General features: G+C 42.9%; 21 protein-coding genes and 1 pseudogene. 11 read left to right on the top strand and 11 right to left on the bottom strand.

Annotated features, from left to right (window positions below; all coding sequences use genetic code 11):
* Window positions 1-6 precede the first annotated feature (6 nt).
* Window positions 7-708, top strand: a complete 702-nt coding sequence (gene urtE, locus PLE7327_RS10990; protein WP_041393154.1) for an urea ABC transporter ATP-binding subunit UrtE — start codon at window positions 7-9, stop codon at window positions 706-708.
* Window positions 709-1330: 622 nt separating this feature from the next.
* Entirely contained in the window at window positions 1331-2062 is a 732-nt protein-coding gene (locus PLE7327_RS10985) for an alpha/beta fold hydrolase (protein WP_015143901.1), read from the top strand.
* 261 nt (window positions 2063-2323) lie between these two features.
* Here PLE7327_RS10985 and PLE7327_RS24000 read toward each other — a convergent pair whose 3' ends face one another.
* Both PLE7327_RS24000 and PLE7327_RS23995 read right to left on the bottom strand, forming a co-directional pair.
* Window positions 2324-3007 carry a hypothetical protein gene (locus PLE7327_RS24000; RefSeq protein WP_051036421.1) on the bottom strand — a complete coding sequence of 228 codons (684 nt, stop codon included), beginning with the start codon at window positions 3005-3007 and terminating at the stop codon, window positions 2324-2326.
* A gap of 125 nt (window positions 3008-3132) precedes the next feature.
* Window positions 3133-3807: a glycosyltransferase family 39 protein gene (locus PLE7327_RS23995; RefSeq protein ID WP_051036420.1), complete on the bottom strand. Its 675-nt coding sequence runs from the start codon at window positions 3805-3807 to the stop codon at window positions 3133-3135.
* 357 nt (window positions 3808-4164) lie between these two features.
* Here PLE7327_RS23995 and PLE7327_RS10975 point away from each other — a divergent pair, with 357 nt between their 5' ends.
* The gene (locus PLE7327_RS10975; protein WP_015143900.1) at window positions 4165-5331 is read left to right on the top strand and encodes a hypothetical protein; all 1167 of its coding nucleotides are present in this window, start codon (window positions 4165-4167) and stop codon (window positions 5329-5331) included.
* A gap of 236 nt (window positions 5332-5567) precedes the next feature.
* Here the strand turns inward: PLE7327_RS10975 and PLE7327_RS10970 are convergent, their stop codons facing one another.
* On the bottom strand, window positions 5568-6167 hold the full coding sequence (locus tag PLE7327_RS10970; RefSeq protein ID WP_083888296.1) for a PD40 domain-containing protein: 600 nt from the start codon (window positions 6165-6167) through the stop codon (window positions 5568-5570).
* Window positions 6100-6390 (bottom strand): helix-turn-helix transcriptional regulator, encoded by a 291-nt coding sequence (locus tag PLE7327_RS10965; protein ID WP_015143898.1) that lies wholly within the window; start codon window positions 6388-6390, stop codon window positions 6100-6102. The genes PLE7327_RS10970 and PLE7327_RS10965 overlap by 68 nt, the downstream gene beginning before the upstream one ends.
* Before the next feature lie 455 nt (window positions 6391-6845).
* Here PLE7327_RS10965 and PLE7327_RS10960 point away from each other — a divergent pair, with 455 nt between their 5' ends.
* From PLE7327_RS10960 to tmk, 4 genes are read left to right on the top strand one after another with little or no spacing between them, the layout of a single operon-like run.
* Entirely contained in the window at window positions 6846-7124 is a 279-nt protein-coding gene (locus tag PLE7327_RS10960) for an HU family DNA-binding protein (RefSeq protein WP_015143897.1), read from the top strand.
* Between the two features lie 27 nt (window positions 7125-7151).
* Window positions 7152-8234 carry a threonine-phosphate decarboxylase CobD gene (gene cobD, locus PLE7327_RS10955; RefSeq protein ID WP_015143896.1) on the top strand — a complete coding sequence of 361 codons (1083 nt, stop codon included), beginning with the start codon at window positions 7152-7154 and terminating at the stop codon, window positions 8232-8234.
* Between the two features lie 50 nt (window positions 8235-8284).
* Window positions 8285-9733, top strand: a complete 1449-nt coding sequence (locus PLE7327_RS10950) for an NAD(P)/FAD-dependent oxidoreductase (RefSeq protein WP_015143895.1) — start codon at window positions 8285-8287, stop codon at window positions 9731-9733.
* A 29-nt stretch (window positions 9734-9762) separates the two neighbouring features.
* Window positions 9763-10410 carry a dTMP kinase gene (gene tmk / locus PLE7327_RS10945; RefSeq protein ID WP_015143894.1) on the top strand — a complete coding sequence of 216 codons (648 nt, stop codon included), beginning with the start codon at window positions 9763-9765 and terminating at the stop codon, window positions 10408-10410.
* Between the two features lie 55 nt (window positions 10411-10465).
* Here the strand turns inward: tmk and PLE7327_RS10940 are convergent, their stop codons facing one another.
* Window positions 10466-11908 (bottom strand): cell wall metabolism sensor histidine kinase WalK, encoded by a 1443-nt coding sequence (locus PLE7327_RS10940; RefSeq protein WP_015143893.1) that lies wholly within the window; start codon window positions 11906-11908, stop codon window positions 10466-10468.
* Window positions 11909-11971: 63 nt separating this feature from the next.
* Window positions 11972-12064: pseudogene (locus PLE7327_RS26525) on the bottom strand (Uma2 family endonuclease); the annotation flags it as partial.
* A 252-nt stretch (window positions 12065-12316) separates the two neighbouring features.
* On the opposite strand from PLE7327_RS26525, the gene PLE7327_RS10935 reads away from it, so the two are divergent.
* On the top strand, window positions 12317-13729 hold the full coding sequence (locus PLE7327_RS10935; RefSeq protein ID WP_015143892.1) for an aspartate ammonia-lyase: 1413 nt from the start codon (window positions 12317-12319) through the stop codon (window positions 13727-13729).
* Between the two features lies 1 nt (window position 13730).
* Here the strand turns inward: PLE7327_RS10935 and PLE7327_RS10930 are convergent, their stop codons facing one another.
* Together PLE7327_RS10930 and PLE7327_RS10925 are read right to left on the bottom strand one after the other, a co-directional pair.
* Window positions 13731-13910: a hypothetical protein gene (locus tag PLE7327_RS10930; protein WP_041392060.1), complete on the bottom strand. Its 180-nt coding sequence runs from the start codon at window positions 13908-13910 to the stop codon at window positions 13731-13733.
* Window positions 13911-14402: 492 nt separating this feature from the next.
* A complete protein-coding gene (locus PLE7327_RS10925) occupies window positions 14403-17069 on the bottom strand; it encodes a trans-splicing intein-formed DNA polymerase III subunit alpha N-terminal partner DnaE-N (protein WP_015143891.1) in 2667 nt (888 codons plus the stop codon).
* A 259-nt stretch (window positions 17070-17328) separates the two neighbouring features.
* Here PLE7327_RS10925 and dacB point away from each other — a divergent pair, with 259 nt between their 5' ends.
* Window positions 17329-18834: a D-alanyl-D-alanine carboxypeptidase/D-alanyl-D-alanine-endopeptidase gene (gene dacB / locus PLE7327_RS10920; RefSeq protein WP_015143890.1), complete on the top strand. Its 1506-nt coding sequence runs from the start codon at window positions 17329-17331 to the stop codon at window positions 18832-18834.
* 233 nt (window positions 18835-19067) lie between these two features.
* On the opposite strand, the gene galE is transcribed toward dacB, so the two are convergent.
* Together galE and PLE7327_RS10910 are read right to left on the bottom strand one after the other, a co-directional pair.
* A complete protein-coding gene (gene galE / locus PLE7327_RS10915) occupies window positions 19068-20054 on the bottom strand; it encodes a UDP-glucose 4-epimerase GalE (RefSeq protein WP_015143889.1) in 987 nt (328 codons plus the stop codon).
* Window positions 20051-21436: a sugar transferase gene (locus PLE7327_RS10910; RefSeq protein WP_015143888.1), complete on the bottom strand. Its 1386-nt coding sequence runs from the start codon at window positions 21434-21436 to the stop codon at window positions 20051-20053. The genes galE and PLE7327_RS10910 overlap by 4 nt, the downstream gene beginning before the upstream one ends.
* A gap of 226 nt (window positions 21437-21662) precedes the next feature.
* Between PLE7327_RS10910 and PLE7327_RS10905 the strand changes: the two genes are divergently transcribed.
* Window positions 21663-22298 carry a hypothetical protein gene (locus PLE7327_RS10905; RefSeq protein WP_015143887.1) on the top strand — a complete coding sequence of 212 codons (636 nt, stop codon included), beginning with the start codon at window positions 21663-21665 and terminating at the stop codon, window positions 22296-22298.
* Window positions 22299-22377: 79 nt separating this feature from the next.
* Window positions 22378-22950, top strand: a complete 573-nt coding sequence (locus PLE7327_RS10900) for a TIGR04376 family protein (protein ID WP_015143886.1) — start codon at window positions 22378-22380, stop codon at window positions 22948-22950.
* Window positions 22951-23046: 96 nt separating this feature from the next.
* Here PLE7327_RS10900 and crtO read toward each other — a convergent pair whose 3' ends face one another.
* Entirely contained in the window at window positions 23047-24708 is a 1662-nt protein-coding gene (gene crtO / locus PLE7327_RS10895; RefSeq protein ID WP_015143885.1) for a beta-carotene ketolase CrtO, read from the bottom strand.
* Window positions 24709-24872: the final 164 nt, after the last annotated feature.

Below are 24872 nucleotides of genomic sequence, written 5' to 3'. Positions count from 1 at the left end.
GATTTAATGTTACAAATCTCAAATCTGAATGTTTATTACGGCGAGAGCCACATCCTTCGCAATGTAGATTTAAGCGTACCAAAAGGACAAATGGTTTGCCTGATCGGACGCAATGGCGTAGGAAAAACTACGTTGCTAAAAACGATTATGGGATTGTTAAAACCTCGCACGGGAAATATTAACTATGGAGGGCAATTAATTACAGGAATATCGACAGATCGACGTGCCAAGATGGGAATTGGTTACGTTCCCCAAGGACGAGAAATTATTCCTCGAATTACTGTAAAAGAAAATTTGTTATTAGGTTTGGAAGCATGTCCGGGAGGAAGAAAAGGAAAGGAAGAAATTCCTGAAGAAATCTTTCAACTATTTCCCGTGCTAAAAACGATGTTATCTCGTATGGGAGGCGATCTTAGTGGCGGACAACAGCAACAGCTATCAATAGCACGCGCCCTCATGGGTAAACCGCAGTTATTACTTTTGGACGAACCAACTGAAGGGATCCAACCCTCTATTATTCTTGAAATCGAAGCGGCTGTCCGTCGTATTATTGAAGCAACTGGTATATCGGTTTTATTAGTAGAACAGCATTTACATTTCGTGCGCCAAGCCGATAAATATTATGCCATGCAAAAGGGAGGAATCGTCGCTTCTGGTTCTACTAGCGAACTCAGTCAAGAAGTAATTCAAAGATTTTTAGCAGTGTAAATCTAGATTGTTAAAGCCTCTTCGGGACAAGGTAAAAGGAAGGGAGATTCTATAGCATTTTTTTACCGCCCTAGAATAACAGAGCTATAAAAATGCTCGATGAATCTGCTAAGAAATGAATTCCTTGGAACCAATAACAGAAGCTGGTTTAAACCAACTGGGTTAATTGCTTTAAGTCCGTTTAAACGGACTTTAGATGTTAGCCTGGAAATCAATTTCCAGGCGGATTGTGCAATGAATGAAACAGTCCTAGAAAATTAGCCATTGCTAAGAAAAAATTCTTGTAACTCATTGCGATCGCAAACTTTTACCTCTAGGAGCAATAACTAATTATTCAACAATGTCCTGGTTATTTGGATAAAGATCGCATTAAAAAATGAGTTTCTTAATTAAAAACTGAGTTGGAATCTAAATAGCGATCGGCTAATAACTCATAATTATTAACCGATCGCGAAACTGATATTAAACTAAGAAGTAGAAGGTAGTGGGATTGAAATTATTTCTTGGAACTTATGTATGACTCTTAGTTGGCTCGCTAATCAAATTCCTTGCAGTCGCCGTGTTTTTTTTCACAGGAGACTATTACCAAAAATCTATCTCAGCTTTCTTGAGGAGAAGTTATATGTCCGTACAAACCGATGTTCTTTGGATAAATGTGAGTCCTAGTTTTCAACGCTTCGATCGCTTTTTGATTCGTTACCTATCGCATCAAGTTTCTATCGCACAATGGGAATATCTCCAAAATCCGGACGAACCCAGTTCTTTAGATATCGCTCTAGTGCTGCTTCACGATTATCTTAAATCCTGCCGACAGCCAATACATCTCATCGGTCACAGCACGGGAGGATTGTTAGGATTGCTATATGCACGCCAACATCCAGAAAGGGTCAAATCTCTAACTCTACTTGCCGTAGGAGTGCATCCAGCCATTGACTGGCAAGCTCATTACTATGCCATGTATCAGCTTTTGCCATGCAGTCGTCGAATGATTCTTGCCAAAATGGTTCAGAATTTGTTTGGCTTTCAAGAAAAAAATAGCACTCATACTTTAATCCGACTTCTAGAACAAGATTTAAATTCTTCTCCCTCACCCCATTCTCTTTACCGAAAAGCCAGCATCCCTTCTGGCGGCGTATCGGTTCCCTTGATGGTATGCGGAAGTAAAGACGATCTCATCGTCGATCCCATGGCTTTGCAAGGATGGAAAGCTTGGATGAAAGAAGGCGATCTCATCTGGGAATGTCCAGGAGGACATCACTTTTTCCATTACTACCATCCTCAGTTAGTCGGTAGGCAAATCCTTCAGTTTTGGCATCAAGCGGGGAAATCTCTTACCAACCATCAACTCGCCTGAGTGGTTGTCTCAAAAGTATCAACTGTCATGTTGAACGAAGTGAAACATCTCAATGTAACCGAATAATTAATAGTTCATAATTCAGAATTCTGAATTATTTTAGTCAACGATTCTTTATTGCCTATTTTTACTTGCCACAATCCTGCTTCTTTTTTTACAGTAAATTGTTCGCGAGCTATTTTTTTATCTATTGTCTCTTTTAGTAGTTTAGAAGGTTTAAATAAGAAAGTATCACTGAAATTGCTGAAGTCACTAGGAAACTTAAAAAAAATTGGAATTTTTTATCAACTGAAACTGTGCTTTTGGCTTGAGTAAATGGCTAAGAGATAGGACTTTAGTAAATTTAACATCGCTGATTAGTAATGGGCGATCGCATTGATTAATAACACGGGCGGCTTGATATTGATTGCTATTGTATTTGTTTGACCAAGTTAGTGCTTGAGAGCTAATTGCACAGGATAATATACCTCCTGAAATTAACAAAACCGTAGCCAACTGCCAAAACTTTTTTGACCATGCCCTAATCGATATTTGACTTATTTGAGTAGCAAAAAGGTAGGCAAGAGATAACTGAATTCCTAAATAGCAAGGTACTATATATCTAGCGTGACCTAAACTTTGTGAGTTAGCGATTATATCTCTTAAAGCCAACAGCAGTGGAGTTACAATAATTAGAATTAAGACAAATAGCCAGACTTTTATCGGAGTTCTACGACACAAAAAATAAAGAGAATATCCTATGAGGATTATTATAATTGGTTGCAAGTGACTATCATAATTTAAATTAGGAATTTTGAGATTGAGTAAGTAAATATCCTTGTCCAAAAATCCCAGATCGACTAGCGATTCGCAGATATGGATAATAAATTGATTAAATATTTCTGAAAAATTAGATGAAGTGTTGAGCCAAGCAAGAGCAGATTTTATTCCATTAAAATAATACAATATAATGAAAAGCCAGGGAGTAAAACAAAGAAGTGCGATCGCTAAACAAATTAGATAAGAAAAGCTTTTTTTAGTCCCTTTAAATCTTTCTAAAATACTTAAAGAAACTCCCTGACCAATGATGACTAATAATAATGATGACTAATAATGATGACTAATGTAGATAAAAGGTGGGTGTATAGTCCTAAAACTATAGTTGCTGCATAAATGCCCCAACTAAATTTAGTATTAAGGCGTATGGCTCTGAGAAATGCCGTACTGGTCAACAAAACTTGTATTGACCACAAACTGTACATCCTTGCTTCCTGAGCATATAAAACCTGAAAAGGCGAAGCAGCTAATAGCATTACTGCTACACTTCCTACCATCGGCGAGTCAAATAATTCCAAGCACAGCCAATAGAGACAAGGAAAGGCAAATAAACTCATTACAGCCGACAAGCTTCGCACCATCGCCACCGAACTTCCAAGCCATTGCGCCCATAATCTGACCATCACAAAATAGAGTGGTGGCAGTTGAGCTTCTTCTTTAGCTAACCCTTTAACCGTATCGATTACGCTTTTATCAGGATTAACAGATTGATACCGAAGCAGTTCTTCAACGCTAATTTGACGACCTGTATAGACTTGCTGTTTGACTTCACGACTCGTATAACCAGAAATTCGCAACGAAGTATAGATCTCGTCATTCCAATAATCTTTTTTATTGATATTGATAAATCTAAAAACTATTCCGACAACCAAGACAGTTACGATAAAAAAACGCAGTTCTTTTGGCAAATGATTTTCAGCCTTAAACATAAATCTTGCTATTAGAGCGCATTTAGCGTTTTTTAAGGAAATTAAGGGACATCTTGCCGGAAATTTGGAAGCTAAGGGTCGCGGACTTCAATCAACTGCAACTTGCTCTAAAAGGGGAAAGCTTGACAAGTCCCTGTTTACGCCAGGTTATCTATCGCATCTTAAAGACTAATTGGTAAGATTTTAGATTAATGCTTAAAAAAAAATTAATGAAGAGTTCGGTTGAAATTGGACATCGATTGTCTTAACCTTGGGCTAGAGCGATCGAGCGTCGGGAGTTGACGACATTTAGTAACGATTTAATATAGATTTAGACGCAAAAGTCTGGCTCGAGCTAAATTATCCTTGAATTGGCTTATGAGATCTCCTAAAAACCCTCTTTCAGTCTGGCGCTATTTCAAAGCTGGTTTAAAACCTTTTCGACGCTTTAGCTTTTGGGGACCGCCAAGTATTTTTGCCGTTCTCGCGTTGTGCTTTTGGCAATATAGCAAGCACCCAGAATGGCTCAATACCGATTTCGAGCAGCCGGACGGGGTAGCCAATATGCTTGGCAATAATCCAAACAATGCAAGCAACCCAGACATCGGGTTAGAGATGCCTTTACAATCGCTATCCCAGGAAGCTCAGAGGCAGGAGGAGCAGTTAAGGCTAACAAATCCCCTCAATAATGCTAATATTAATCCCAATGGCGATCCCATGCCTGGCTTGGGAACACAAAAAGGAATGGATAAGACGACATCTACCGCTAACACCGATGTCTTAAGTCGATTGACTGGAAAGCCAGCAGAGCAAGCGAAAAAAGAGCCAGAATCGCCTCAAATTTTTATGCCTCTGGTTCCCAATCTCAATAACTCTTCAGCGCCTACTTCGCCTAACACCAATTCTCAGAAACAAAATAATCAAAATCCTTCAATCAGTCAGATACAGCCATCTTCTCTTGATGTATTAACAAAGCCTAGATCGACAACTCTCCCAAATAATGCATTACAAGATGCAATGAATCAAAGATCTTCGACTGGCGCTGGCTCTACTTCGGCTGCTACAACTTCGCCCGAACAACAGGATTCTACTGGGCGAAAACAAGTCAATCCACTCAGTCGACCTCAGCCAACCAGCAATAATTTTTCTAACGAACCCACCGTCGGTCAACCTCCCACTCAGCCCTACCAGCCTTACTATAATAATGCTCCAACGCAAGGCAATATGGGACTGCCAGGACTATCTTCCTCTTCAATGCAGTCATCTCAATATTACGATCCTTCTTTTAATCCTTACCGCAACACACCCGTTCAAACGCCAAATTTAGCTCAGCAAGCTCAACAACCCAGCCAGCCTTATCAATCCCCCTATCTCAACAATCCCGTCCAAACCAATCCAGCTCAATCTTCTACGCCAAACTATCCATCTCCTTACCTTAATAGCCCCGTCCAACAAACTCCCCCTGTTACTCAGAATCAGCTCAGACAGCCAAACTACAGCACTAATGTCGTACCTCCTCAATATCAAAATCAAAGGAATTATTAACCCTACAATTAGGGACTGGTCAGTTGTCATTAATCATTAGTTCTTTGATGAAAGGATTTTGGAATCCCCCTTTTTTATTCCCCTTGATAAGGGGGGGTTGGGGGGATCGGATTTTGGATTGGTGAGTAGTTAGTAGTTAGTAGTTAGTAGTTAGTAGTTAATTGTCTCCCAGTCTCCCCACACTCCCCTTGTCTCCTTGTCTCCCCTGGCTTCTAACCTCCGACTTCCGACTTCTCCTAATTCCTCTGCGGCAGAGATAGTTCTGCGTTCGCGCCTCGGTCGTAAATGACGATATCCCATTGTCCGGTACGGTTGGTTTCAAAAGCAACGAACCGTCCGTTTCCGCTGATGGTTGGATTGCGTACTTCGCCCAACCAATCTTTAGATATTTTTTCCGTTTGTTGTGTGTGGCGGTCGTAAATAAAAATATCCGGTCTGCCTGAGTTCTCGGAAACATAAACAATATAGCGACCGTCTGCACTAATATCGGGCAAGTCGTGCATGATACCGGGTTGATTCAATCCCGGCAGTGGGATGAAGCGCTGATTTGGCAGATCGTAAAGTAAAATATTTCTCTGAGCTTGACGGTCGGAAGCCAACACTAAATAGCGACCATCGTAAGAGAAACGAGGATGTTGTTCTGCTGCGGTAGTATTGAGGCTGGAACCAAAATTCTGTGGAGGTGAGGTGACAAGACTAGCATCACTGCAACTACTCATCCCAGCAATCAAACCGATTGCCAAAAGCGTTTGACAAAAATTTTCAAGCTTAGGAAAGTGCTTGTTGAGAACTGGTTTGCGGACTGGAAAGAGGTAAGGCACAACAATTAACGTCATTTAGGCAGACTTTCCCCCAGTGTAATGCCCAGCGCACCAGTTCCACCCGGTTCTCGGTGCTAGTCTTTTTCAGAATATTGCTAACATGGTTATCAACCGTTCGCTTGCTAATCTCCAGTGCTTTAGCAATTTGATCGTTGGTTAAGCCATTTGCCACTAAATCGAGAATTTCCAATTCCCTATCCGAAAGGGAGGCAGGAGTTTGAGATCGCTCGCTATTCATAAGTATTTTTTCTCTAGTAGATTTACCTATTATTACTATTTTATTGAAATTATGAGAGGCGATCGCACTATCTCGCTAAGGTTTCTTGTTTGTCTTTCTTCACAATCGCTTTTGTTGTGCTTGAGATGCTCCTGTTGTGCTTTAGAGCCTCAATCCTTTATCTAGACTACTTTTGAGCCACTTAGAACGGTTGCTCGGACATCGGAAATTTACGAATTAGAGATAAGAAAAAACAAAAAATTATTGAAATCTACATAAAAACAAGGTTTTAACGATCCAGATCGAGCAAATAGAGCTTAGAATAATGCAGTGAAACTTTGAATCTATCGGGATTTCAGAGATCGATCGCGCAATTTTAATCAGATAGATTCAAAGAATCTCACAAAATCCCTTGGGTTCATCTTAAGCGATCGAACCTAAAAACAACAAAAACAAGCAAAAAAGGAGATTTGTAAATGAATAAAGGCGAATTAGTCGATAAAGTCGCTCAGAAAGCAACTGTTACCAAAAAACAAGCCGATGCAGTGCTGACGGCTGCAATTGAGGCGATCATGGAAGCAGTTTCTGCCGGGGATAAAGTTACTCTAGTCGGGTTTGGTTCCTTCGAGGCACGCCATCGCAAAGCCAGAGAAGGTCGCAACCCGAAGACTAACGAAAAGATGGTGATTCCAGAAACCATCGTTCCGGCTTTTTCGGCAGGTAAGCTTTTCAAAGAGAAAGTAGCGACAAAATAATTCCCACTCCGACCGACAGTAGCAAGCTTGAACCGACCCATTCATGGAGGAAACTTAGCTTGGGCAGCTCAAATCACAGGCTGTCCGGCATCCCTCATTATCGATTTCTCTGCCAGTATCAATCCGTTGGGACCGCCGCCTAGCGCGATCGCGGCAATCCAGGAAGGATTGGCGGCACTCACTGCCTATCCAGACCCTGACTACACCCAGCTTCGATCCGCTTTGGCACAATACCATCAGCTACCACCAGACTGGATTTTGCCTGGCAATGGCTCGGCAGAATTACTCACTTGGGCAAGCTGGGAATTGTCCCAACAAGAGGTAACTTACATCGTCACGCCTGCTTTTGGCGACTACTGGCGGGCGTTAAAAACTTTTGGAGCGAGGATTCAAGCTTGCCTACTAGATTTGGAGAGTGAGGCGCAGGAAATCCCCGCTCAACTCGCTTCCATCGATACCAAATCGGCAGGACTACTGCTAAACAATCCCCACAATCCAACGGGCAGGTTGTTTTTACGGGACAAGCTCCTGCCTTACCTAGACAGATTTGCTCTAACGGTCGTAGATGAGGCATTTATGGACTTTCTTCCTCCCCAGGAGCAACAAAGTCTCATCTCAGCGGTGCAGGATTATCCCAATTTGGCAATCGTGCGATCGCTCACTAAATTCTACAGCTTGCCCGGACTGCGCTTGGGTTACGCAATTGCTCGTCCCGATCGTCTCCGACGTTGGCAAAGGTGGCGCGATCCTTGGCCCGTCAATACGCTTGCTGCTGCGGCAGCAGCAGCAGTCGTTCGAGATCGAACTTTTCAGGCGCAAACCTGGGATTGGTTACTCCCTACTAGAGAAAAACTGTATCGAGGACTGTCCTCTTTGCCAGGATTGCATCCTCTAGAGGGAGCCGCCAATTTTTTATTAGTTCGTACCAAACAATCCAGTTCGCAATTGCAAAAAGCACTCTTAAAAAAAGCTCGTTTACTCATTCGCGACTGTCTTAGCTTTCCCGAATTGGGCGATCGCTACTTTCGCATCGCCGTTCGTTCCCAAGAAGATAATCAAAAGCTCCTAGAAGCTTTAGCTAAAATCGGCGATCGCTTAGAAGGGGAATAAGGAAAAAATCAATCCAAAATCTAAAATCCTTTCATCCAAAATCAACTGTCATGTCAGTAGAATATGACCTTGTTGTAATCGGAGGCAGTCCAGAAGGGATTTTTGCTGCTATCGCGGCTGCTTCTCTCAATGCTCGCGTCGCCCTAGTCGAACAGCCTTTCAAGGTCTGCTGGGGAGACTGTGAGACGATTTATCACTCAACCTTCAGCCACATAGCCCATTTATCCAGACAGTTGGATATGGCTGTGCAAATCGGCGTATACCAGCCAACTCCCAACTTAGGCATTCAATTAACCCAAGTCGCGTCTTGGGCGCGAGAAGTTAATGCCATTCTATCGGAACGACATGCTCCAGCAGTTTTGGCATCCTTGGGAATCGATCTCATCCGAGGTTCGGGAGAATTTTGCCGACTTCCCCGTCAAGCGTTCGTCGTGGGGCATAAAAAGCTGCGATCGCGAAAATATTTGATTGCGACGGATTCCCATTTTGTTATCCCTGACATTCTAGGAATAGAAGCAGTTGGCTATCTCACTCCTAATGACCTTTGGCAAGAAGATAGGTTAGAATCGCTTCCTGGTAACTTATCCATCATTGGCGAGAGTCCGGTTGCCATCCAGTTAGCGCAAAATTTTAGCCAAACTGGGAGAAGTGTCACTCTCATCGTCGCCGATCGACATCTTCTCTGCGCAGAAGATCTCGAAGCGGCTAGGCTAATTCAGGCACAGTTAGAAGCCTCTGGAGTAGAAATTTTACTTGAGAGTCCCGTAACGCAGGTGTTGCGCATAGATGGGAAAAAATGGTTGCAGGCAGGCGATCGCGCCATCGAAGCCGATGAAATTATTTTAGTCGGAAAGCGCAAAGCCAATATTGATGGATTAAATTTAGAAGGAGTTGGGGTTCGATTTGACGATAGGGGCATACAGCTTAACGAAAAGTTACAGACGACTAATCCTCGCATTTATGCTTGTGGAAGCGTTGCTGGCGGCTATTCACTGTCTCATGTTGCTCGCTACGAAGCCAGTATTGCTCTCAAGAATGCCCTGTTTCTACCGCTACTGAAAGTAGATTATCGGGCAATTCCCTATGTCATGTTTACCAATCCACCGCTAGCACGAGTAGGGATGACCGAAGCACAGGCAAAAAGACGCTATGGTAAAGATGTTTGGGTAGTCAAACAAGATTTTAAGGCAAGCGATCGCGCTCAATTGTTAGGAGAAACGACCGGGTTTTGTAAGTTAGTTATTCGAGAAAATGGAGAGATTTTGGGAGCGCACGTTGTCGGTCCCCAAGCAGGAGAATTAATCGGTGCGATCGCGTTGGCGATGAAGAATAAGATTAAACTCAGCTCGATTGCTAGTACTTCTTTTCCTTGGCTGACTTTTTCCGAGATTGTGCAAAAACTCGCCCTTGAGTGGCAAAATCAGCGCTTCAAGACCAACAAAACTCTACAGAATTTTCTTGAAAACTTGTTTACTTGCTTGCGCGATTTCTCATCTTAAAATAAACTTGAGAATTTAAAGAAGTCTAAATGAAGCCATTATTTATCGTTTTTGAAGGAATTGACGGCTCTGGTACATCTACGCAAGCATCCCTTTTAAAAGATTATTTTCTCAGTCAAGGAGATCGGGCAATAGTTAGTCCCGAACCTTCTAATGGTCCGATTGGAAAATTAATTAGAGAAGCTTTACAAAATAAAACGATTTTGATTCAAGATAGCCAAAAGTTCGACGAGCAAATGGCTTATTTGTTTGCTGCCGATCGCCATTACCATCTGTATAATGATATCGATGGTGTTTTTAAATTAATCAGGGATGAGAACACTCATGTCATTACGCCTAGATATTATTTTTCTTCTCTCGCCTATAATTGCAATAACCAACAAGACTTTGAATTCGTTAGGAATTTAAATCAAAGATTTCCTAATCCCGATCTAGTTATTTATCTCGATCTTCCGATTGAAGTAGCTTTGGAAAGAATCCGCGCTCGCTCTTTTAAAGAAGTTTATGAACATCAAGAAAAATTATTAAAAGTCAGACACAATTATCAATATATTTTTGAGAATTATCATAGCTTGTTATTGAAAGTTGATGGCACAGAATCCAAAGAGGGTATTAATAAAAAAATTATTAATTTTATTGAAAAGGAGACAGAAGCTTCGAGTAAGAAGCTAGAATGACTCCTGCACTAAATTCTTTGATTAAATTTTTATTTAAGAATAGCGACTAACAATATCAAGGTTGGGGATTGATGGGTAAAGTAACTGTAAAAGTCGTTCCGCGATCGCAAGCGCTTTCTACCGCGATGTGTCCGTGGTGATTTTCGACAATAGCGCGAGCAATTGCCAATCCCAAACCCGTTGAGGCTGATGTTTGCTGCGGATGGCTGCGAGATGGATCGACTCGATAAAAGCGATCGAAGATGTGAGGTAAGTCTGCTTCAGGAATGCCTTTTCCCGTATCTTTTACCTTTACTTGCAAATAAGCATGGCGATCTCGCTTAATTCGCTGCAATTCTACTTCAACTGAAGTCTCTTTTGGATTTTGGATTTTAGCCTCTGACTCCTGTATGGGCGTGTTTTCTACATTAACTGTCGGTAAGTCCTTCGAGTTTTTCGATAAACCCAAACCCACCTCTATGACTCCTGGCTTCTCAAACCCATGTTCTAATGAGTTACCGATTAAATTGGTAAATAATCGAGCTAACTGATCCCAATCTCCTTTGAGCGTAAAAATCTCTTCATCGGCGCGATCGAATTCAGAAGGGGGTTCGACAATATGCAGCGATAAAAAAATTCCTTTTTGTTGGGCAATTATTCTCTGTTCTTCAATGACTTCTATTAATAAAGCATCGAGCGGTACGGCTTGGTAATCTAATTTTACCATACCGCTATCAGAACGAGCCAAAAACAACAAATCGTTAACCAAATTTCCCAACCGTTGGGTGAGTCTTTCTATAACCCTCAATTGCCGTTGCTGAAGTTGCGGTTCGGCATCGGGATACGCCAGTGCCATTTGCACGTTGGTTTGGATGGTGGCGATCGGATTTCTCAGTTCATGGGACGCATCAGCCGTAAATTGTTTCAGACTTTGGTAAGAATCTCGCACGGGTTTGATGGCAATGCCGGAGAGTAACCAGCCGATCGCGGCGACGCAAAGGATCGTCATACCGATACCAATCGTCAAATCTACCGCTAACTGACGAATCGGCTTGGTAACTTCAAACCAGGGATGACTAACCCGCAGATAACCGAGGACGTGATGGTTGATTTCAATTCTTTCGGTCACTTGCCGCAGTAGGCGATCGCGATCGAAATGAACGGTTTCGCCACTACGATTCGGGTGTAGGGGAATATCTAAGGGTTCGGAAAACGTAGACCAGAGCAATTTTCCTTGGGAATCGAACCATTCGAGATCGATGCGATCGTCTTCCACCTCGTCCGCATTGTGGCGAAAGCTGGCTTCGAGGTTAATACGATAGCGCCCCTCGGCAGCAGGGAGCGATTGAATGACCAGAGAGCGGCTGACCACTTCTACGACGTGCTTGAGCGTGTCGTCTATCCGTTCGATTAGGGTGCTGCGAACGTAGAAATAAACGCCAGTCGCAAACAGCAAGAGCAGTATAGCAGTGACGGCAGTATACCAAAGGGCTAGGCGGCGGCGAGTGGTTTGAAACATGCGGCGATAGTAACTAAAATTTAATCCCTACAGGCGTTGCGCCCCTACTTATTCAATTTCCTCTGGATCGATGACATCCAAACGCCTTTGAGAACGCAACCAACCAGCTAAGTCATTTTTATCGGGATCGTAACCGTAATACTCTTCTACTCCGTGTTGAGAAACCATAACAATTGCTTAAGAGATCGGGCTTGATGAGCCATTCCCCTTCTATATTAGTTAAGGCAGCGCCATACATTCTCAGACTTACGCAGTCAACTGTCATGCAAGAGCGATAGTAAAGCATCTTAGTCCTCTGAGAGACCCTTCGCGATCGCGACCGATGACACAATTTCGTTATGGTGCGTAAGCCCTGTATTCTTTTGCCTTCGCCTCAGATTAGAAAAAAAATTTACCATCCTAAATCTTATGACTGAACTGACAAGCTCCAACTATCGCATCGAAAAAGATTCGATGGGAGAAAGACAAATCCCAGAAAGTGTATATTACGGGATTCAAACGCTACGAGCGATCGAAAATTTCCCCATCAGCGGCATTAAACCCTTAGCAACCTATGTCGATGCTTGCATGCTGATTAAAAAAGCAACTGCGATCGCCAATGGCGAACTCGGTTGCATTTCCCAAGAAATTAGCAACGCGATCGCACAAGCTGCCGATGAAGTTCTCAATGGCAAGTATCGAGATCAATTTGTGGTAGATGTTTACCAAGCGGGTGCGGGAACGTCCCACCACATGAATGTTAATGAAGTCTTGGCAAATCGTGCTTTAGAAATTCTAGGAGATGAGAAAGGAAATTATAAGCGAGTTAGCCCCAACGACCATGTAAATTACGGTCAGTCTACTAATGATGTCATTCCCACTGCCATTCGCGTCGGTGCTTTACTTGCCCTCGAACATTCCCTCTACCCAGCTTTACTCGACGCGATCGCTACCTTAGAAAACAAAGCGATAGAATATCGAGATATCGTCAAATCCGGCAGAACCCACTTGCAAGATGCCGTTCCCGTGAGACTGGGAGAAGGATTTAGGGCTTGGGCGCAGATTTTAAGCGATCATAGAGCCAGGATAGAACGAGCGGAAGAAGATCTATACTTGCTCGGTTTGGGAGGAAGTGCCGCAGGAACGGGATTGAATACCCATCCTCAATATCGCCATCGCGCTGCCGAAATTCTCTCTCAATTGATTAACAAACCGCTAAAACCCGCTCCCCATCTCATGGCAGCTATGCAAAGTATGGCTCCCTTCGTCAGCGTTTCTGGGGCCTTGCGAAACCTAGCCCAAGATTGCATCAAAATTTCTCACGATTTGCGACTGATGGATTCGGGACCAAAAACGGGGTTGAAAGAAATCCAACTTCCGCCCGTTCAACCCGGTTCTTCGATTATGCCTGGGAAATACAATCCAGTCATGGCAGAAATGACTTCGATGGTGTGTTTTCAGGTGATGGGATACGATACGGCGATCGCGCTTGCAGCTCAAGCGGGACAATTGGAATTGAATGTGATGATGCCGCTGATCGCCTATAATCTGATTCACAGTATCGAAATTCTCGGCAATGCTATCGATGCTTTGAGTAAAAAGTGTATCGAGGGAATTATGGCAAAACGCGATCGCTGTCTGGCTTATGCCGAAGGCAGTCTCGCTTTAGTTACTGCTCTCAATCCTCACATCGGCTATCTCAATGCTGCTGCGGTCGCTAAAGAATCTTTGGAAACGGGCAAGTCTCTCCGACAAATCGTGCTTGAGAAAGGACTGATGACTGAAGAAGCCTTGGCAAAAGTTCTCGATTTAGAACAGATGAGTGCTATGCCGCAAGACTGACTTATTGGAATGGTTTTATGATGACAGAAAAGTGAATGCCATCTTCTTGCCAGGTATTGCCATCAAGATTGTCTTCGACCAGAGGAATGCTCCAGTCGATGCGGGCGCTCAAAAAATCCCCCATTTGCCACTGCAATCCCAAACCAACCGAAACTAGGGTTTGAGGATCGCGATTAGCCACTCCGGCATTGTTCTAACCCGTACCAACGTTCCCTTATTGTTATTAGTTAGTCTTTAATTGTTGTTTTTTTTGATATTATAAGAATTGGGATAAGATGTTTCGCTTCGCTATCGCTACGATCGACATGACATTGACTGCTATATATTACAATTTTAACAGCAATCAATTCTGACAATAAATATTAAAATTATTTGAAAATATTGTTAATTCAAAAAGAAAATTCAGTGAGATTAATGCGCAATCATCTTATATTAATAAATTTATTTTGCCGATGTTTTATTTTACAGAAAATACGCTCAATAACTCTCATTTTTTAAGTGGGAAAGGAAGCACCGTTTTATCCTTTGCTTTTTGTATTTTGTCCCTTATCAAAAGTCTTTTGTTCTTTCTCCTTTTCCCAAGCGAAGCTTGCTCCCTTCCCCCCAATCCCAATGACCGATGACCAATCACACTCTCATTCCTGTCATAAATGAACGGAGATAAGTTAATCGTTCAATCGCAATTAATAGTTTTTAAATCAAGTCCTTTTTCAAAAATTTTATCAATCGGCAGCATTTGACCGTCAGTTGTCATAAATTTATGGTCTTTAGTAGCGCGAATAATTGAACCATCTTCTAAGCAATATTCAAAAATTTCTTGTTTGCCGCGATCGTGCCACTGCGCGATAGGTTGAGTATAAACAAATCCATTTTGATTGACCGTGTAAACGGTGCAATCTATTTGTTCTTCGACAATCTTACCAATGGGCATTGCCCCATATTCAACCGTTAAAATTTTTGTGTCATAACTGAGACAATATTCAGCAAAAAGCATCATCTGATCGAACAATTCTTCAGCAATTTCGCGAACGACTCCATTTCTAGTTGCACCATCAATAAAAATCTCGCGATGCTTCTTCATTTCTTCGGGTTTCTTTTTACCCATGGCACGACGCAATAGATCGGCTTCTCCTAGAGAATATCCGGCTAAATCTTGCGCCATTTTCATGATTTGCTCTTGATAAACGAGAACTGCATAAGTTTCTTTTAGAATTGGTTCGAGTAGAGGATGTTCGTATTTAATCGGTTCTCGACCGTGTTTGCGGTTAATAAATTTAGGAATTAAACCTGCATCTAAAGGTCCGGGTCTATAGAGTGCCAAAATAGAAGAAACATCTTCGATTCCAGATGGTTTTAAATCTTTTACTATCTGACGCATTCCATCAGATTCTAATTGAAAAATTCCTTCTAAATCTCCAGATTCTAAAAGTTTATGTGTTTTTTCTACATCAGGGGGTAATTTTTTAATTTCTCCTTTTGCTAGAATTTGTAGCGCTTTTCTTTCATCAATTGGCAATTGGTCTAAATCTAATTCATGACCTCGATTTTGTTTAATTAACTCGGCGGTTTTCTGGATAGTAGTTAGGTTTTTTAATCCAAGAAAATCCATTTTTAGCAGTCCCAGCGATTCTAAATCTTCCATAAAATACTGGGTAATCGTTGCACCATCATTATTTTTTTGGAGGGGAACAATTTCATCTAACGGTTGCGAGGAAATAACAACTCCTGCTGCATGAACGCCGAAGGTTTTATTAGTTCCTTCGATGCGTATTGCCATATCTACCCAACGCCGAACGGAAATTTCTCCGATTTCTTCTTTACGATCGTTGTAGATTTTTACGGTTTCATTTTCGTAAGCTTGTTTGAACTGTGGTTCTGGCGTCTCATCGGAGATCATTACTTTGAGTTTGGTAGGTTTGCCTCTCGCTACCGGGATTAATTTTGCCATGCGATCCGAATCTGCATAGCTAACGCCTAAAGTTCTGGCAACATCTTTTAATACCGCTTTTGATGTCATGCGGTTAAAGGTAATAATTTGCGCGACGTTACCCTCTCCATATTTTGCAGTAACGTAATCAATCATTTCATCCCGGCGATCGATACAGAAATCTGTGTCGATATCTGGCATTGATTTCCGTTCTGGATTGAGAAATCTTTCAAATAATAATCCGTGGTGAACGGGATCGATGTTGGTAATTTTGAGAGAATATGCAACTAAAGAACCTGCGGCACTTCCTCTTCCTGGTCCAACTGGAATTCCATTATCTCTAGCAAATTTAATGTAGTCCCAAACGACTAGAAAATAGGTTGAAAAACCCATCTTTTGAAGCATTTTTAGTTCATACTCCAGTCGTTCTTTATAAGTTGGATCGATTTCGGCACGCGATCGACATTTGAGGCGTTCCATCAATCCCTGCCAAGCAATTTCTTCTAGATAACTATCTGGCGTATAACCCGCAGGAACGGGATAATCTGGAATTCGAGGTTCGCCTAAAATTTTATAAGGTTCAATTTTATTGGCAACTTCTAAGGTATTATTAATTGCCTCTTCAATAACCTGATCGGGTAAGTGATCGCGGAACAATTGTCGCATTTCTTCAGGTGATTTGACATATTCTGTTCCGCTATAGCGTAGGCGTTTTTCTTCCTGAATTAACTTGCCTGTCTGAATGCACAATAGTGCATCATGCGCTTCCACATCGTAGCAAGAAGTGAAATGGGAATCGTTAGTAGCAATAATTTTAATGTTTAGTTCGCGAGCAATTTTGACAATTTCAACATTAACTACTCGATCTTCTGGATAGCCGTGATCCTGAATTTCCAGATAATAATCGTCTCCAAAAACTTTTTTATACCATTGAGCAACTTCTCTGGCACGTTGTAGATCGCCTGCGAGAATTGATTGAGGAACTTCGCCACCCAAACACGCGCTAGTGACAATCAATCCTTCGCGATATTTTTCTAGCAATTCTTTATTGACGCAAGGACGAGCAAAAATGCCTTTTCCTTGTATTCCTTTAAGGTGAGATATTGTTGTTAATTTAACTAAATTTTTATAGCCTTGGTTATTTTTGGCTAGGACAACTTGATGATATTTCCTACAGCGCTTGTTAACTTCAATGTCGCCGTTAATGACATACATTTCATTGCCGATAATCGGCTTAATCCCTTTGTTTCGGCAAACTTTAAGCAATTCGATCGCGCCGTACATAACACCGTGATCGGTAATCGCGATCGCGGGCATTCCTAATTCTACGGCGCGATCGACGAGATCGGGAATCTGAGAAGCGCCATCGAGGAGGCTATAGTCGCTATGCGTATGTAAACCGACGAAAGACATACTAAGGAAGTAAAAAGGCAAAAGGAAAAAAATTTTAAGGGAAGGTTTTTATTATATAAGGAAAGCTTTCTGTTTCTAAATTAAACTACTTGCCTTGAATGCGATTGTTTACCAACGCTTTCCATTGAGGACTATTTTGGGTAAGGATGCAACCATAAAGTTCTGTTGTCATGGGCAGTACCGTCATCCTATTGTTCGATCTTCGACTTGAGTTGTAGAGTGATTAAAGATTTCAGGACGAAAAACTTGTTATTATAAAATGCAGAATCGTATTGTAGGCTGGAGATATTCTGTCTGCTTCCTCGTTTTATTATTAGGCATTCAAGTTCCCAGACAGGAAATTTTAGCAAATACAGTTGAAGAATCGTTAGTTAGTAAGGAATCTAGAGGGTTTTCTGAATCTCTGTGTCCCAGCGATTTAAAAACAGCAATTGAAACAGTTATTAATCGTCCTGAGTTTAAGCGATCGCGTTGGGGAATTCTGATTCAAACTCTCGACTCTGGAGAGATGCTTTATTCCTTAGATGCTGAAAAATATTTTATTCCTGCTTCCAGCGTCAAATTATTAACGACTGCTGCCGCATTGCTGCAATTAGGATCGCAATTTCGCATTCGTACCTCCGTTTATGGAACGGGAGATATTGCCAATCTTAACACATTAAGATTAGTTGGCAAAGGCGATCCCAGTTTTAGTAGCGATCGCTTAAAAGATTTAGCCCAACAACTCAAACGCCAAGGTGTTCATCGAATATCCAACGTTATTGTTGAGGATAATTATTTCGAGCAAACTGGAATTAATTCTAGTTGGGAATGGGGAGATATTTTTTTCTCTTATGGGACTTCTATTAATAGTCTAATTTTAAACGAAAATTCAGTGACATTAACCCTTTCCCCCCGAGAACCAGATTTCTCCTTAAAAGTAGATTGGTCTGACCCAATTGCAGCTAGACAATGGCAAATAGAAAATCAAACGATAACTGCTTCCGAAGAAACCTCTTCAAGTATAGAAATCCAAGGAAATTTCGGGAGATCGTTTCTAGAAATTCAAGGAGAAATGGCAATCGATTCCGAACCAACTCCTTGGGAGTTAGCTATTGTCGATCCAAATCAATATTTTTTAGAATCTTTTCTTGAGGCGTTAATTGCTCAAGGAATTAAGGTAGAACGAGGAGCGATCGCAAAAGAGTCTAAGGAGAATTCTTTGGGAAAAGAATTAGCCTTCATCGAATCGGATCCTCTGTCGGTTTTATTACAAAAAACTAATCGAGAAAGTAATAATTTATTTGCTGAAGTATTGCTGCAAATCTTAGGCAGCGAATCGCACGATAAAATGGGTTTAGAAGTCGTCAAAGAAAAATTAACCGAACTAGGAGTCAATCCCGAAAGCTACGTTTTAGCAGACGGTTCTGGACTATCTCGCCACAATCTCGTCAGTCCAGAAGCGATCGCGCAAACGTTAAGATTAATGGCACAAACACCAGAAGCAAAGACTTACCAAGACTCCCTAGCCGTTGCCGGAGTTAGTGGCACTTTACAAGAGCGATTTAAGAATACTTTAGTTGCAGAAAATTTGCAAGGAAAAACGGGAACTTTATCGGGAAATTCCGCACTTTCTGGATATTTAACCGTCCCCGGATATCGACGTTTAGTATTTAGTATTATTGTCAATCAATCGGATCGCCCTGCATCGGATTTACGCGCCGCGATCGATGAAATTATCGTGTCAATAAGCCAGTTAAAATCCTGTCAAGAGAAAAGATTATAGCGATTCCCAAGTGAGCGAAGTCGTAACAGGTGCCGGGGAATAAATTAAGCGTCTTATATCTCAAGTACATTAAAATTGAGAGCTTGTACTCTTCGCAACAGGTGCCTGGAAATCAATTTCCAGGCTTACATATCAAGTCCATTTTAATGGACTAAAACATTTATATTATTTAGTCGTCTTTAGACGACTTCACCTATGAGGCAGCGATAGAACATCGCTGACAGACTATTAAGCTACAGCTTATACAACTTTTTCTCCCACTCAAAAGCTGTCTCCACAATGGCTTTTAAATTATCGTACCGAGGGTGCCATCCCAATACTTCCCTAATTCGTTCCGATGCTGCGACAACCCAAGCCGGATCTCCTGCTCGCCTTTCTCCTTCAAAAACCGGAAAATCCACTCCAGATACCTCTTTTACCATCGCGATCGCTTCCCGCACGCTATAACCCCGTCCATAGCCGCAGTTGAGTACCTCACTCTTACCGCCAGCTTGTAAATACCGCAGCGCATCTATATGTGCGGCAGCTAAATCCTCCACGTGAATGTAATCTCGAATTCCCGTCCCGTCAGGCGTAGGGAAATCGCTCCCAAAAATACTTACCGACGATCGCAGCCCCAAAGCTGCCTCGCAACTTACCTTAATTAAATGCGTCGCCTTGGGGTTATACTGACCGATGCGCATTTGTGGATCGGCTCCAGCGACATTAAAATACCGTAAAATGACATAACGAAAACCTGATGCTAGTCCATAGTCTCGAATCATCCACTCGCTCATCAGTTTTGAGCGTCCGTAAGGATTGATCGGTAATGGAGCCATTGATTCTGACACCGGATTTTCTTGTGGATTGCCATACACCGCTGCCGTACTGGAAAAAACGAGCTGATTCACGCCAAAAGCTTGACAGCAACGCAGCAAGTTCAACGTATTGCGACTATTATTGGTGTAGTAATCTAGCGGTCGAACCACCGAATTTGGTACTAAAGTACTAGCGGCAAAGTGCAAGACCGTATCAAACTGATTTTGTGCAAAGGTTCGATATAAGCTCTCGATATCGGCTAGATCTCCAATTGCCAATTCCCCATACAGCACTGCCGAAGGCACTCCAGTAGAGCAGTTATCGTAAACGACGACTTCATAGCCAGCTTCCCCTAGTTGGCGTACCACGTGAGAACCAATATAACCAGCCCCTCCTGTCACCAAAATTTTCTGAGTACTCATCGACCTTTCCCCAGAAAAACAACCCGTATGGTTTTGAGAATAATCATGACATCGAGCAACAAAGAATAGTTTTTGAGATAGTAGAGGTCATAGGCAACTTTTTGGTAAGCATCTTCTACAGAAGCCCCATAGGGATAGTTGACTTGCGCCCAACCTGTAATTCCTGGTTTGACTAAGTAGCGCAAATCGTAATAAGGAATTTCTTGTCTTAATCGGCGATCGAATTCGGGACGTTCTGGGCGAGGACCAATTAAACTCATTTCTCCTTTGAGGACATTCCACAATTGAGGTAATTCATCAATTCGCATGACTCGCAACCAACCTCCCACCCTGGTGATTCGAGAATCTTTCGTGCTAGCCCATTGTACCCCCATCTTTTCTGCGTCGCGATACATCGAGCGAAACTTATGCACTTTAAATTTTTGTCTGTTTAGTCCCGTCCGTACTTGACTGTAGAATATCGGTCCGGGACTGTCGATGGCGATCGCTAGGGAAACTAGCAACATCGCTGGAAGCATTACAATTAGTAATAATCCAGCAATGACAACATCTAAGAGTCGTTTGAGCTTGACGTTGATGCGACTGTGTAGCAGGCTGAATCCAGCCGCAAAAGCAAACCAATCCTCCCTAATTAACACGGGGGGGATTTTTCCCCAAAATTGCTCGTAAAAAGCCGATAGCTCATAAACATATATGCCTCGCAAGCGCATTGCCATTAATTGTCTTACCGTTGCATCCGATAAAGGTTCCTTGTCCTGAGCGATTAGCACCCCCGACCACTGCTGTTGGCACAAGATAGCAAGTTTATCCGTACTTCTAACAGATAAAGCAAGATTGCCCTTAGCAACGGGTTTGTCCTCGCGATCGCTCCAAAAAACAAACTCGGTTTTAGGACTGAAAGCTCGATATTCGCATTCCAGTTGTGCCGCCTCTTCTCTACTGCCAATCACTAACCAACGGCTCTGTTCTATCTTTCGCTGCAACCATCTAACCACAGCGAAACGCGAGATGACTGCCCAGATCGCAAAAAAAACCATGCCCAGCAGCAAAATTCCCCGACCTGTAATCGGTTGGCTTCCCCACAAGCCAGCTATATAAATGAAAGAGCTGGCGAGTCCAAACGTAACTGCTAAACTGAGTAGGACGCGAGCTGGGGTCAAGCGACCAGCAATGTGAACTGCGTATCGATCCAGCCTATAGGTATCTGCTATATACAGTCCTAACAAACACAGTGAAATAATCCCATAAGAAAGTAGGGAATCCCAGCTCATTAAACGATCGATCCGCAACAAAAAGGCAACGTTAAAACATACAATTAGACCAACAATATCGCTGCCTAGCAACAGCCAAGGAATGGTTTTTCGAGAAATAATATTGTACATGCTCCGCTCCTCACCCCTCTTATCCAATGCGATTGAGAAATTAATTGAGCAATTATAAGCGATTGTTTATTGAATTGGCTGATTTTTGAAAGAAGTTAAAAACCTCGTCTTCTCAGTTTTCTTGCTCGTCATAAACTCCTAAGTTTGCCTTTGGATACTTGCTGATAAAATTAGCATATTAGGCGGTTAGAGGCTTAATATTAAGATCGCGTTCTAGTATCTTGACATGAAGCATATCGACAAGCTCCTTTTTGCGGCAGCTAGCACCTATCTCGGTACGGTCTTATTTTGGCTGGTTAGCAACGATCGACTCGCGCTTCCTTGGGCGGCTAAGCCTCAACCTCAACCCGTCGCTCAAACTAAGCAAGTGTCCCCCGCAGATGCTCGATTCATCGCTTACCTAGAGCGCTCGCTCGAACGAATCAAAGCAGAACCCGAAAAAGCTACCGCTGCGGCACCCGCTCCGCCAACGGTTGCCATTCCTCCAGCTATGACTTCCAGCGAACCGCCTCCGCCTCCTGAGAACGCACCGACTATTATTGAAAAGATCTACGTTCCTGTTTATCCGCAAGCCCCGCCAACCTCAGTAGGAGAAGCTCCCAAACCTGCTCCTACAGCAATGCCTTCGCCAAAAGCAGCCCCCACTTCAAAAACCGATAAGGCAGACATCACCCTGGTAGGCGTGCTGGAATCTGGAGATCGCTCCTATGCATTATTCGATGTCAAAGGGACGACTCGGCGGTTCGAGCAGGGCGAAGTTCTTGGTGCTAGCGGCTGGACGCTAGTAGGCATACAGAATCAACAGGCGATCGTCCACTCCAACGGCGCGACTCGCTCTCTTGAGGTAGGACAGGGGTTTTAAAGAAGTCGGAAGTTAGAAGTCGAAAGTCACAAGGATGGGATATAACTAACGAAGAACTAATAACAACCAGCGATCGACAATGGGTTTATTTGATGAAGTTAGTCGGTTCCTCGAAACTCGGCTCGAAGAATTTTTACGCAATAATCCGCATCTGGAGTTGCAAGCGCTCCTAGAGCAACTGCGAGAACAAGAGCAAGGTACGATACGCTTAATTACCGACCTAGAGCGAGAAAAACAGCGCTTGGAAACTGAAATTCTCTCCGTCGCTCAAGATATCAAAACTTGGCATCTCAGAATCGATAAGGCAAAAGCGGCTGGAAGATTGGATCTAGCTCAAGCAGCGCAAGAAAGAGAAGCAGCGTTGTTGCGTCAGGGCAACCAGCTTTGGGGACAAATGGAAGGAGCCAGAAAACGTATTCTCCAGTCCCAGGAGCTGTTGCGTCAGATTCAGCAGAGAAAGCAAGAAGTCCAAGCTAAAGCGGCTCAAGCTAAAGCGACTCAAGCTAAAGCCACAAGCACGTCTAACTGGGATACGATCGGTTGGGATCGGGGAAGCAGTTATAGTAGAGCAACCGACCCTTTAGAAGCGCAATTTCAGCGTTTGGAAACAGATGAAGAACTCGAACGGATGAAGCGCAGTATGGGGCGTTAATCGGGGAATAAATAAGCACAGAAGAGCAGAAGCATTTGTTTGACCTCACGCAAAGGCGCAAAGAAGTATCTCCAACCAACGATTAACAACTAACTATTAACCAATCCTAAAAATCGATCGCAAAAAAGTCTTAATTGGTTCTTGCGATCGCAGAAAAACACGAGCGCAATTTCGTCCCGGCATGCCTGAAATCGATCCGCCTGGATGGGTTCCCGCACCAGTTAAATATAATCCTTTAATTGGGGTTTTGTAGTTGGCAATTTCGGGTAGAGGGCGCAGAAAAATCATTTGGTCGAGGGTCATGTCGATGTGATAGTAATTGCCTTTATAGGAACCCAATCTTTCGCCTAATTCTGCCGGACTTTCTACCCGACGCGCAATTATTGCTTTCTTAATATTGGGCGCGTATTCTGCTAGTTTATCAATGACGCGATCGGCTACTTTATTTTTCAGTTCGTCCGTCCAACCCGTGCCATTTAATCCCGTTCCTTCAGCACCAGCAATCTGATAGGGGGCAAAAAATTCGATCCACAAAGTATGCTTGCCTTCCGGTGCCATCGAAGGATCTAACATTGTTGGAATGTCTAAATAAATCGAGGGATTTTCGTCGGGAATTTCTCCCATAATTGTCAAAGCGTGTGCTTTTTCTACATGTCTAACCGAATCGGCAATCAAGATCGTGCCAGTTAAATATTCATCTTTGTGACCGTAAGCTTCAAAGCGAGGCGGTTCTGAGAGGGCACAATCAATTTTAAGAATTGTTTCGTTGTTATTGACAATTCTGCGTTCTAGCCTTTTTCGCAATTCGGGATCGGCATCGTCTGTATCGGCTTTGTCTATCAATTGCAGGAATAAGCGTTGAGCGTCGATATTAGAAATGACTCCTTTCTTGGCAAGATATTCTTTGCCGCCAGCAACCCGCACGCCAGCGGCACGACCATCTTCTACAAGAACTTGCTTGACTGTTTGTTCGGTTAAAATGACTCCGCCTTTGTTTTTAACTAGCTTTACCAATGCCTGAGTCAGCGCTCCCGTACCGCCGCGCGGTCTTGCCATTCCAGGATTGTGGCGCATCGCCATCATCATCGTGCCTACGGCAATGCCTTTTTGGGAAGGAGGTGCGCCAATTTCCGCCGCTAGTCGCGCCAAAGGCGCTTTGACGATTTCGGTGTCGAACCATTCATCGAGCAAATCTTGAGGGGAGCTAATCATTGTGCGGATGAAGTCAAGCGCCTTTTTGCGGGAACCAGCAACCGCTAAAACGTTTTTGAGGCTGTCGAGATCGTAGTTTCTGACAATATCGACGATCGCTTGGGGTGGTACGTTAAATAAAGGCGCGATCGCGCCTATTAAGCGCGACCAATATTGGATAAACTCGGCATATTTTTGGGCATCCCGCTGGCTGTAACGAGCAATCTCAGCACAGGTTTTTTCCAGGGATTGATAGGCTAGGAAATATTTGCCATCGGGATGGGGACAAAAGACTGTCGGATCGCACCAGAGATATTCTAAGCCGTATCGATTGAGTTCCAGTTCCTTGATGACGGGCCCGAGAAAAATAAATTCGTGATCGATCGCGCAGAGATTAAACTTAAATCCAGGGGCATCCTCTGGCATGGCTTCTTCTGTTGTTGCGGCTCCCCCTGGGACTGGACGCTTTTCGAGCATTAAGACGCTGTAGCCTGCTTTGAGCAAGTAAGCGGCACAAACTAGCCCGTTGTGACCAGCGCCAATAATAATAACATCATAGGATTCCATTCAATTTGCTTCCAATGGTTGCAAAGAAATAATACAGAGCGAGGGCAATCTAGGCTTGAGAGAGTCGATTGTAGTAACTTAAGGATTGGTGAATGTTAATACTTTGATTGTGGGAAGTATGAGAGTTATACTAGCAAAGTCCGGCGCTTTTTATCCAAACGGCT

The sequence above is a fragment of the Pleurocapsa sp. PCC 7327 genome, assembly GCF_000317025.1.
GTDB lineage: Bacteria > Cyanobacteriota > Cyanobacteriia > Cyanobacteriales > Microcystaceae > Hydrococcus.
This window is presented reverse-complemented; position numbering and strand designations above follow the sequence as displayed.

What these genes read in the sequence shown, in the direction of transcription:
- urtE (WP_041393154.1), top strand. Translation starts at nt 7, where the DNA reads ATGTTACAAATCTCAAATCTGAATGTTTATTACGGCGAGAGCCACATC.
- PLE7327_RS10985 (WP_015143901.1), top strand. Translation starts at nt 1,331, where the DNA reads ATGTCCGTACAAACCGATGTTCTTTGGATAAATGTGAGTCCTAGTTTT.
- PLE7327_RS23995 (WP_051036420.1), bottom strand. Translation starts at nt 3,807, where the DNA reads ATGTTTAAGGCTGAAAATCATTTGCCAAAAGAACTGCGTTTTTTTATC.
- PLE7327_RS10975 (WP_015143900.1), top strand. Translation starts at nt 4,165, where the DNA reads ATGAGATCTCCTAAAAACCCTCTTTCAGTCTGGCGCTATTTCAAAGCT.
- PLE7327_RS10970 (WP_083888296.1), bottom strand. Translation starts at nt 6,167, where the DNA reads ATGACGTTAATTGTTGTGCCTTACCTCTTTCCAGTCCGCAAACCAGTT.
- PLE7327_RS10965 (WP_015143898.1), bottom strand. Translation starts at nt 6,390, where the DNA reads ATGAATAGCGAGCGATCTCAAACTCCTGCCTCCCTTTCGGATAGGGAA.
- PLE7327_RS10960 (WP_015143897.1), top strand. Translation starts at nt 6,846, where the DNA reads ATGAATAAAGGCGAATTAGTCGATAAAGTCGCTCAGAAAGCAACTGTT.
- PLE7327_RS10950 (WP_015143895.1), top strand. Translation starts at nt 8,285, where the DNA reads ATGTCAGTAGAATATGACCTTGTTGTAATCGGAGGCAGTCCAGAAGGG.
- tmk (WP_015143894.1), top strand. Translation starts at nt 9,763, where the DNA reads ATGAAGCCATTATTTATCGTTTTTGAAGGAATTGACGGCTCTGGTACA.
- PLE7327_RS10940 (WP_015143893.1), bottom strand. Translation starts at nt 11,908, where the DNA reads ATGTTTCAAACCACTCGCCGCCGCCTAGCCCTTTGGTATACTGCCGTC.
- PLE7327_RS10935 (WP_015143892.1), top strand. Translation starts at nt 12,317, where the DNA reads ATGACTGAACTGACAAGCTCCAACTATCGCATCGAAAAAGATTCGATG.
- PLE7327_RS10925 (WP_015143891.1), bottom strand. Translation starts at nt 17,069, where the DNA reads ATGTCTTTCGTCGGTTTACATACGCATAGCGACTATAGCCTCCTCGAT.
- dacB (WP_015143890.1), top strand. Translation starts at nt 17,329, where the DNA reads ATGCAGAATCGTATTGTAGGCTGGAGATATTCTGTCTGCTTCCTCGTT.
- galE (WP_015143889.1), bottom strand. Translation starts at nt 20,054, where the DNA reads ATGAGTACTCAGAAAATTTTGGTGACAGGAGGGGCTGGTTATATTGGT.
- PLE7327_RS10910 (WP_015143888.1), bottom strand. Translation starts at nt 21,436, where the DNA reads ATGTACAATATTATTTCTCGAAAAACCATTCCTTGGCTGTTGCTAGGC.
- PLE7327_RS10905 (WP_015143887.1), top strand. Translation starts at nt 21,663, where the DNA reads ATGAAGCATATCGACAAGCTCCTTTTTGCGGCAGCTAGCACCTATCTC.
- PLE7327_RS10900 (WP_015143886.1), top strand. Translation starts at nt 22,378, where the DNA reads ATGGGTTTATTTGATGAAGTTAGTCGGTTCCTCGAAACTCGGCTCGAA.
- crtO (WP_015143885.1), bottom strand. Translation starts at nt 24,708, where the DNA reads ATGGAATCCTATGATGTTATTATTATTGGCGCTGGTCACAACGGGCTA.